The following is a 301-nucleotide window of genomic DNA, read 5'->3' on the forward strand; positions in this document are numbered from 1 at the left end:
CATCCTCCACATCAGCTACAACTCTACCTTCACTATTAAACCTCGCCCGATTAACCAATGCTTCATCCCAGTCATCAGTATTTCCTTCATCCTCCACATCAGCTATAAGCCTACCCTCACTATCAGCTCTCACCCGATTAACAGGTGCTGCCTCCCAGTCATCAGTATTTCCTTCATCCTCCACATCAGCTACAACTCTACCTTCACTATTAAACCTCGCCCGATTAACCAATGCTTCATCCCAGTCATCAGTATTTCCTTCATCCTCCACATCAGCTATAAGCCTACCCTCACTATCAGC

The 301-nt window shown here is 46.2% G+C and carries 1 protein-coding gene; it reads right to left on the minus strand.

The genetic code is table 11. The features are described 5' to 3' along the window. Window positions 1-271, minus strand: a 271-nt coding sequence (locus tag ACWTE2_RS00045) for a hypothetical protein (protein WP_454786168.1), incomplete at its 3' end; no start/stop codon positions are given. Window positions 272-301: the final 30 nt, after the last annotated feature.

Source organism: Legionella nigrisilvae (assembly GCF_977063395.2).